Raw genomic sequence first — 6,631 nt, 5'->3', positions numbered from 1 at the left:
TGAGCGATGAGGAAAAGGCGGCGCTGCGCCAGGCCACCATGCCCCAAATTCGCGACACCCTGTCCTTCGCGCTCCGCTTCGATGGGCGCAAGCGCGTGCACCACGCGGACGAGGCGATGGCGCATATTACCGCTGAGCGTCTCATCAAGCACCTTGAACGATCGGGCTACGTCCTGATAAAGCGCCCTGGCCGGGGCGCTCCAACAACGAGCGGACACCGGCACCCGAACGCCGAATGATATGTCGGACTACGTCGAGCTGCAGGTCACCTCAAACTACTCGTTTCTGAGGCGCGCCAGCCGCATCGAAGAGCTTCTGCTGCAGGCGAAAGCCTTGGGCATGCAGGCGATCGCAATCACCGATCGCAATACGGTGGCCGGGATCGCACGTGCGCACGCCCGATCGATCGAGGCCGACATCGTTCGGTGGTTGGCTGCCGGCTTGATCCCGTGGATGGCTTGCCCCTGCTGGTCTACCCCCTGGATCGAGGCGGTTGGGGCCGTCTGTGCCGCCTGCTAACCCTCGGAAAGAAGCGGGCCGGCAAGGGCGGAATGGAGATCCATTGAGCTGATCTCGTCGAATATGGCGAGGGCCTGCTTGTCGTCCTGATCCCAGATGCCGCTAACGAACGGCTAGACACCGAGCTCCGCCGCCTGCGCCGAGACTTCGCGGGCAGGTGCTATGTGGCGAGAGCCCACGGCGGCGTCCGGGAGATGCGGTGCGGATCCGAGAGTTGGCCGAGATGGCGCAAATGCGGCGGGTTCAGCCGGTCGTCACGGGCGATGTACTCTATCACGCCTCAAGCCGCCGGATCCTCCAGGACGTCGTCACCTGCATCAGGGAGGGGTGCACCATTGATGAGGCGGGCTCGCGTTTGGAGCGCTACGCCGATCGGCATTTGAAGACGCCGCAGGAAATGGCGCGGCTGTTTCGGGACTACCCCGAAGCCGTCGCGCGGACGGTGGAGATCGCGGAACGCTGCACGTTCAAGCTGAGCGACCTTACATACCAGTATCCGGACGAATTGGAGCAGGAAGGAGAGGGCTACGAAGCTGAGTTCGCCGAGCGGGCATTCAAACAACTGGAAGGGCTTGGCTCCTAGGGCTTCCTGGAAAGTCGTGCTGCTTCGTTCGCGTTGATCGCGTACGCGTCGGCGTGGATGAAGTGCCACCATCCCGATATCTTCTGTGCCTCACTGCTGAATTCCCAGCCCATGGGGTTCTATGCACCTGCCCAGGTCGTGCGAGATGCCCGAGACCATCGCGTCCTGGTGCGGCCGGTGTGCGTGAACGCCAGCCGGTGGGATTGCACGCTGGAGCGCCGGGGCGACGGCGGCCCCGGCTTCAACGTTCGTCTCGGCTTTCGCCTGGTGAAAGGCATGACGGACGCCGACGCCGCACAACTTGTCGCCCACCGGGGCGAGCAGCCATACATCAGCGTGGAGGAGTTGTGGCGGCGCGCGGGTATTCCGGCGGCCATGTGGAGCGGCTCGCTGAGGCCGACGCAATCGAGGCGCTGGGTCTAGACCGCCGTCAGGCCCTGTGGGCAGTTCGGGGCTTGGCCGACACAGTGCTCCCGCTGTTTGCCGCCGCCGACGGCGCCACGCAGCTACAGCCGGAACTTGTCGAGCCGTCCATCACGCTGCCGCGGATGAAGGAAGGTAGTGAGGTGGTCGAGGATTACCGCAGCGTTGGGCTGACGCTGCGCGAGCATCCGGTGGCTTTCCTGCGCAACACGCTCCGCGACAAGCGGATGGTAGCCTGCGAGGATCTGCGGTCGCTGCGGGATGGCCGTAAGGTGATTGTGACTGGAATCGTGCTGGTCGGGCAGAAGCCCGGCAGCGCCAAAGGCGTCATGTTCATCACAATCGAGGACGAGACCGGCGTCGCCAACCTTGTACTCTGGGCCGATCGCTTCGAAAAGCGGCGTCGGCTAGTGCTGTCTGCCGGGATGATCGCCTGTCACGGGAAGGTTCAGCGGGAGGGTGAGGCGATCCATGTTGTGGCGGATCACCTGGAGGGTCTCTCCAATCTGCTACGATCTGTTGACGACCGGGACGAGCCGTTTCCAATCACCCACGGTCGTGGGGAGGACGGGGCAACTCACCCGGCGGCAAGAGACCCACGAGACGGGCCTGGGGCCGGTCCAGGCGGACGACCAGTGCGGGACATCTACATACCTGACCTTCGGCTTGGGTCGGGGATGAAGGTTCCTACTCGGGATTTCAGGTAGAAGCCGGCTGAACCGTCACGTTGTCGCGATGCGCAAGGCGCTGCGGTGGAGCGCGGAGAGCCAGTTCGTCGGCGCCACAGCGTCATGGATGACGGCGGTGAGTCCATCTCTCAAAGCCGCGCGCTAACTGAATAAGAGACGCCTGCGGGATAGCAACGTTTCCCGTCAATGGAGCAGCCTGACATCTTCACCCGCGCTACCTTCTGGGCGATGGCCAACCCGGCTTCGCTCCCCCGTTCTGGCATGATCGAGCTCGTTACCGCTGCTGGATTCGGCGCGTCGTCGCCCATCATGCAGGAAGTGTTGGCCCATCCCGACGGTCTACTGACAACGCCAAGCGAAGTGGTCAAGGCGCTTCTGTGCCAAGCGGAACAGCGGGCTGGTCGGCAGCGGCTGTTTGCCAAACGAGACCCGCTGGAGCGGCTGGTGATGCCACCGCGGATAGTGCACTCCGCGCGTAAAGTGAAGCAAGCCGTCCCGTAGGGCCGACGTGTGGCGCCAAACTTGACTTGAACCCCTAGAGGCAACGTCCGTTGAGGAACTACAAGGAGACGCAGCCGTGGTGAACCCATCTACCCATACTACGGGCAATGATCCGATTGAAGGCGTCGATCCTGGTGGCACGCGCCCCACCAAGCCAGGCAACCCCGACAAATCTGGCCCAGCGAAGCCGGAAAACGTCGGCAAGGAGCAGACTGTGGTCAGCGGCAACCAGAACCAGCCTGCGAATGAACGGGCACGCTGACGTTGGTGCGCTAGAAGGAGACACATCCATGACCCAAGGCCCAACGACCATAAACGGCCCACTCAACACACCCGAGGCCGACATCGGCGCGCGACGGGTCGTGGCATATTTCACCACCCAACAGGAAGCCGAGGCCGCAAAGTCGGCCTTGATCGGTGCTGGTATCGCGGGGACTCAGATCAGTATCATGGAAGCCAGAGGCAACCGATCGGATCTCCAACCCGCTGACAAGTCAATCATTGGGCACATCCGTGAGGCGCTACTGCCCGATGATGGCCAGGTCGGGAAGCGAGCCGCCATTGCCGACAACGACGTTACGCTGACGGTGCTGCCGCAGGATGGGGAGGTTGACCGGATCGTTGACATTATCCAGGCCAGCAATCCGCATCATTTCGCCCCGGCGCTGGAGCGTTGGCGGAATTCACCTGCAACAACCTGAAAGGTTGCGACGGCGGGAAGGCTTCGTTCCACGGGGCGCCGCAGCTAGCATTGGTTTTACATGGCTCAATTGCTTGGTATCCGCGAACGGTGACCGCTTGGTCGTGTTGAGTGTTTCGATTGTCGTTGCGACGCCCGCTATGCAAAGTGCGGTGCCTGAATGCACACGCAGATTTAGGCGAGAGAAACGAAGTGAGAACTGAATTGGAAGCGATTGCAGCGCGGATCACCGTTCTTGAAAGCGAGGTCCGAGCCCAAAATGCTGCTATCCAGGATCTTGCTCGACGAAAAGATTTCGGCACCATGCCGCTGGTACAGCAGGCGTTGCAGCAGATGACGCGCGAATTGAATAGTCTTCGAAGGCAGCTACCCTCCACCCATCTTGTCAATCCCTGATCAGATCAGTGCCGTCGGAAACATAGTTCGGTGGTCTGTTTCGGGCCATCCCATCACGGAGGTGCTGCCACTCGAAGCCACTTCACAACGTCCTTCGACGTAAGTCGCAGTAGCCACTGTCCGTCACAAAGGTCGAACCTTTCCTCAATGAGAGATGTGTTGGTTTCGAGAAGGTCGTACAGCAAACGGGCGTGAGGGCCGGCACCAAGCATCCAACCGCTATCATGTGGGAATGTGTGAAGTAAGGTTTGAAGACTGACGAATACAGGCCGATCGTGCCAACCAGAAGCCCGGGCGAGGATATGACCGCGCGGTAGTCATCGCGTAGTCCCACCATCTGTTGGTTGTGCTTGATGATCCGCCCCTTCTTGACACCCCCCTCCTTCTCGAAATGGCGTGGAGCGTGCGTTGTACCCACCAGGTGTGAGTATCGGACGCGAGCCACAGCGAATGTCCCCCCATGCATCACCGCACAAGTGAAAGCCGTTCTTCTAACAATCCATTGCGCAATCTACTCGCTCCAGCATGCCCCAGAAGGTAAGACGCACCTGCCATTCGGTCACATCGACGTCGCAGTGGAACTGCTCTTCAGATATAGTGGTACCCGCCCCGAACATGTCGTCCAAAAGGCGTGCGAATCGTCTATCGACGGGTGCCCACTCGCCGGTCGGCGGAAGGGCGAGCACCAATGTTGTAACGCTCATAGCCACATTGATGTCGTAGGCGCTCGCAGGCGTTGTGCGACGTTGCTGGGAGACTTTGACGGAGGCGCGGGCTCTAGCGATGGCTACTCGCGCGTCCTCTTGCAGTGCAGCAGACGCCGCCTTGAGTTGGCGAGACCGCCTAAGGGTGACGATCAGAGATGCTGACATCCTCGATTATCATACGGACAACCGCACGAGGATCATGTCCGATCACTCAAGCGGCCTACAATCATCCGAGCCGCAAGAGCTGCAGTCATAGCAGCTGCGCCGAACACAACACCGCTGGTGATGGCTGCCACGACGACGACACCTGTCAGCAAAGCCGGACGTGGAAGCAGTCTGATCATAGTGCGTTGTCCTTGGACGTTCCGTCTTCACATGGCGACGTGAGCAAGCGTCGCAAGGATCGGTATGTCAGACACCGCCAAACCAGCCGCACAGGTTTTTGCCGAAGGTATGAGCGCGCGGAGCTTAGGGAAGGCGGTCACCGCATGTCCGTATGCCTTTGGCAGCGAAGATCACGAGGCTTCCCTGCCGGGCCAGTCCGGCAAACCTGCTTCCGGCTTTTTCGGCCGGCCATCAGTCGACATTTGCTCTTCCCCAAAAAATTCATTTGCCAACCCGGTGTGATTGTAGCTGGTGCTGGCCGCCGAAAACGTCACGGTCCCCGCGCCAGCATTTCAGAAGACCGAAAGCCTGGACTCGCCGCGACATGGCCCGTGCAACGGGCAGCAGAGCCCGCCACCAGCGCCAAATTGACGCTCCGTATGGCGAGTGCGGCAATCGGCTGCGTGCGCTGGATAGCGGGGCAGACGGCCGCCACGTCCGGCGTGCTCAAGGCAGCGTCGCCCGCGACGTAGCCGCTTCCGCAAGCCATTCGCGAAAGATGTTCCCAGACGGATTGGTCGGACTGCCTTCGGGTATATAGGCGTAATAGGCTCGCGCCGGCAGGCTGATGTCGGGGAATGGCGCCACAAGCCGTCCCGCTCGTAGATCGTCACTAACTAGCGTGCGCGGCCCAATCGCCACGCCAAGGCCGTCAGCCGCCGCCTGTATGGCGAGGTAAAAATGGTCCAGCGTCAGACCAGCCGCGGGTTGTAGGTTTGGGTATCCCGCTGTGATCAGCCAGCCGTTCCACAGCTTTGGCATTGTCGCGACATGGAGGAGTGTGTGCCGTTCAAGGTCCATCGGAACGTCTAATGCTACTTGCCGGAGGAGGGCTGGGCTGCAGAGAGGAAGCCGGTATTCTTCCGCGATAAGGTGGCACGTATAGCCGTGGAACGTGTCCGGACCGCCGCGGATCACGACATCGAAGTCGTCTCGCAAGGCGTCGATCGGCTCGTTGGACGTGGTCAGTCGAACTTCGATCTCCGGGTGAACGGTGCGAAACAACGTCAGCCTCGGCAGCAGCCAGCGCAGGCTGAACGTCGCCAGCGCGTTCACCCGCAAAATCGTCGCTGCCGGTGCGCCTTTGCGGGCTCGGTGGGTGCGCGCCGCCGCGCCGATACGGTCGAGCGCCGGGCCGAACTCCGCCAAGAGCGCCTCGCCCTCGAGCGTCAGCGCCACGCCCCGACTGAGGCGGCGGAATAGTGCCGGACGGCCAAGCCACTGCTCCAGCAGAGCCACCTGGCGGCTGACCGCGCCATAGGTCACGCCAAGTTGGTCCGCGGCCAGCTTGAAGCTGCCATGACGCGCAGCTGCCACGAAGGCACGGACTGCATTCAGAGGCGGAAGAGGCTGCACCATGACAGGAGTTTTCCTGGCGTAAAATCGCAGAATACATCGTTTGTCAGGATTGCACTCCCATCTCATCCTGTTTGGTATGAGATTTCCTTCGGCGGCAGCCTTGGCGGACCACAAGGCGACACCGGCGACCTCGCCTCCGACGAAGTCGCGCAGCCTGCTAACCGCATGCCTTGCCCACGCGTTGCACGATGGTTACACGTCCAGCATCTACGTGCTCTTACCCGTCTGGCAGAGCCAGTTCGCCCTCGGCTACGGAGCCATGGCGGTTCTGCGCGCCCTCTACGTCGGAAGCCTCGCCCTCCTGCAGGTGCCGTCCACGCACCTGGCCCGTATCTTCGGCCCGCGAACCGTCTTGGCCCTCGGCACTCTT

10 protein-coding genes and 1 pseudogene are annotated in these 6,631 nt (G+C 61.7%); 10 read left to right on the top strand and 1 reads right to left on the bottom strand.

Translation table 11 applies throughout. From position 1 onward, the window contains the following. From GSQ76_RS04725 to GSQ76_RS04700, 9 genes are all read left to right on the top strand, one after another. Positions 1–239, top strand: a 239-nt coding sequence (locus GSQ76_RS04725) for a hypothetical protein (protein ID WP_158742735.1), incomplete at its 5' end; no start/stop codon positions are given. A 1-nt stretch (position 240) separates the two neighbouring features. Beyond that, positions 241–519 (top strand): PHP domain-containing protein, encoded by a 279-nt coding sequence (locus GSQ76_RS31640; RefSeq protein ID WP_254070236.1) that lies wholly within the window; start codon positions 241–243, stop codon positions 517–519. A 214-nt stretch (positions 520–733) separates the two neighbouring features. After that, positions 734–1,102, top strand: a complete 369-nt coding sequence (locus tag GSQ76_RS31635) for a hypothetical protein (protein WP_254070235.1) — start codon at positions 734–736, stop codon at positions 1,100–1,102. A 111-nt stretch (positions 1,103–1,213) separates the two neighbouring features. Then, positions 1,214–1,525, top strand: coding sequence for a type II secretion system protein GspK (locus tag GSQ76_RS31630; protein WP_254070234.1), 312 nt, complete (start codon positions 1,214–1,216; stop codon positions 1,523–1,525). Between the two features lie 32 nt (positions 1,526–1,557). Next, positions 1,558–2,232 carry an OB-fold nucleic acid binding domain-containing protein gene (locus GSQ76_RS31625; RefSeq protein WP_254070233.1) on the top strand — a complete coding sequence of 225 codons (675 nt, stop codon included), beginning with the start codon at positions 1,558–1,560 and terminating at the stop codon, positions 2,230–2,232. 168 nt (positions 2,233–2,400) lie between these two features. Further along, positions 2,401–2,715 (top strand): hypothetical protein, encoded by a 315-nt coding sequence (locus tag GSQ76_RS04715; protein ID WP_158742734.1) that lies wholly within the window; start codon positions 2,401–2,403, stop codon positions 2,713–2,715. Positions 2,716–3,005: 290 nt separating this feature from the next. Next, positions 3,006–3,416, top strand: a complete 411-nt coding sequence (locus tag GSQ76_RS04710; RefSeq protein WP_158742733.1) for a hypothetical protein — start codon at positions 3,006–3,008, stop codon at positions 3,414–3,416. 203 nt (positions 3,417–3,619) lie between these two features. Then, a complete protein-coding gene (locus GSQ76_RS04705) occupies positions 3,620–3,811 on the top strand; it encodes a hypothetical protein (RefSeq protein ID WP_158742732.1) in 192 nt (63 codons plus the stop codon). A gap of 1,115 nt (positions 3,812–4,926) precedes the next feature. Beyond that, positions 4,927–5,145 carry a hypothetical protein gene (locus GSQ76_RS04700; protein WP_158742731.1) on the top strand — a complete coding sequence of 73 codons (219 nt, stop codon included), beginning with the start codon at positions 4,927–4,929 and terminating at the stop codon, positions 5,143–5,145. Between the two features lie 204 nt (positions 5,146–5,349). Here GSQ76_RS04700 and GSQ76_RS04695 read toward each other — a convergent pair whose 3' ends face one another. Next, entirely contained in the window at positions 5,350–6,261 is a 912-nt protein-coding gene (locus GSQ76_RS04695) for a LysR substrate-binding domain-containing protein (protein WP_158742730.1), read from the bottom strand. A gap of 76 nt (positions 6,262–6,337) precedes the next feature. Here GSQ76_RS04695 and GSQ76_RS31015 point away from each other — a divergent pair. After that, positions 6,338–6,631, top strand: a pseudogene (locus GSQ76_RS31015) (hypothetical protein); the annotation flags it as partial.

The sequence above is a fragment of the Acidisphaera sp. L21 genome (assembly GCF_009765685.1).
Lineage (GTDB): Bacteria > Pseudomonadota > Alphaproteobacteria > Acetobacterales > Acetobacteraceae > LMUY01.
This window is presented reverse-complemented; position numbering and strand designations above follow the sequence as displayed.

What these genes read in the sequence shown, in the direction of transcription:
- GSQ76_RS31640 (WP_254070236.1), top strand. Translation starts at nt 241, where the DNA reads ATGTCGGACTACGTCGAGCTGCAGGTCACCTCAAACTACTCGTTTCTG.
- GSQ76_RS31630 (WP_254070234.1), top strand. Translation starts at nt 1,214, where the DNA reads ATGGGGTTCTATGCACCTGCCCAGGTCGTGCGAGATGCCCGAGACCAT.
- GSQ76_RS04715 (WP_158742734.1), top strand. Translation starts at nt 2,401, where the DNA reads ATGGAGCAGCCTGACATCTTCACCCGCGCTACCTTCTGGGCGATGGCC.
- GSQ76_RS04710 (WP_158742733.1), top strand. Translation starts at nt 3,006, where the DNA reads ATGACCCAAGGCCCAACGACCATAAACGGCCCACTCAACACACCCGAG.
- GSQ76_RS04700 (WP_158742731.1), top strand. Translation starts at nt 4,927, where the DNA reads ATGTCAGACACCGCCAAACCAGCCGCACAGGTTTTTGCCGAAGGTATG.
- GSQ76_RS04695 (WP_158742730.1), bottom strand. Translation starts at nt 6,261, where the DNA reads ATGGTGCAGCCTCTTCCGCCTCTGAATGCAGTCCGTGCCTTCGTGGCA.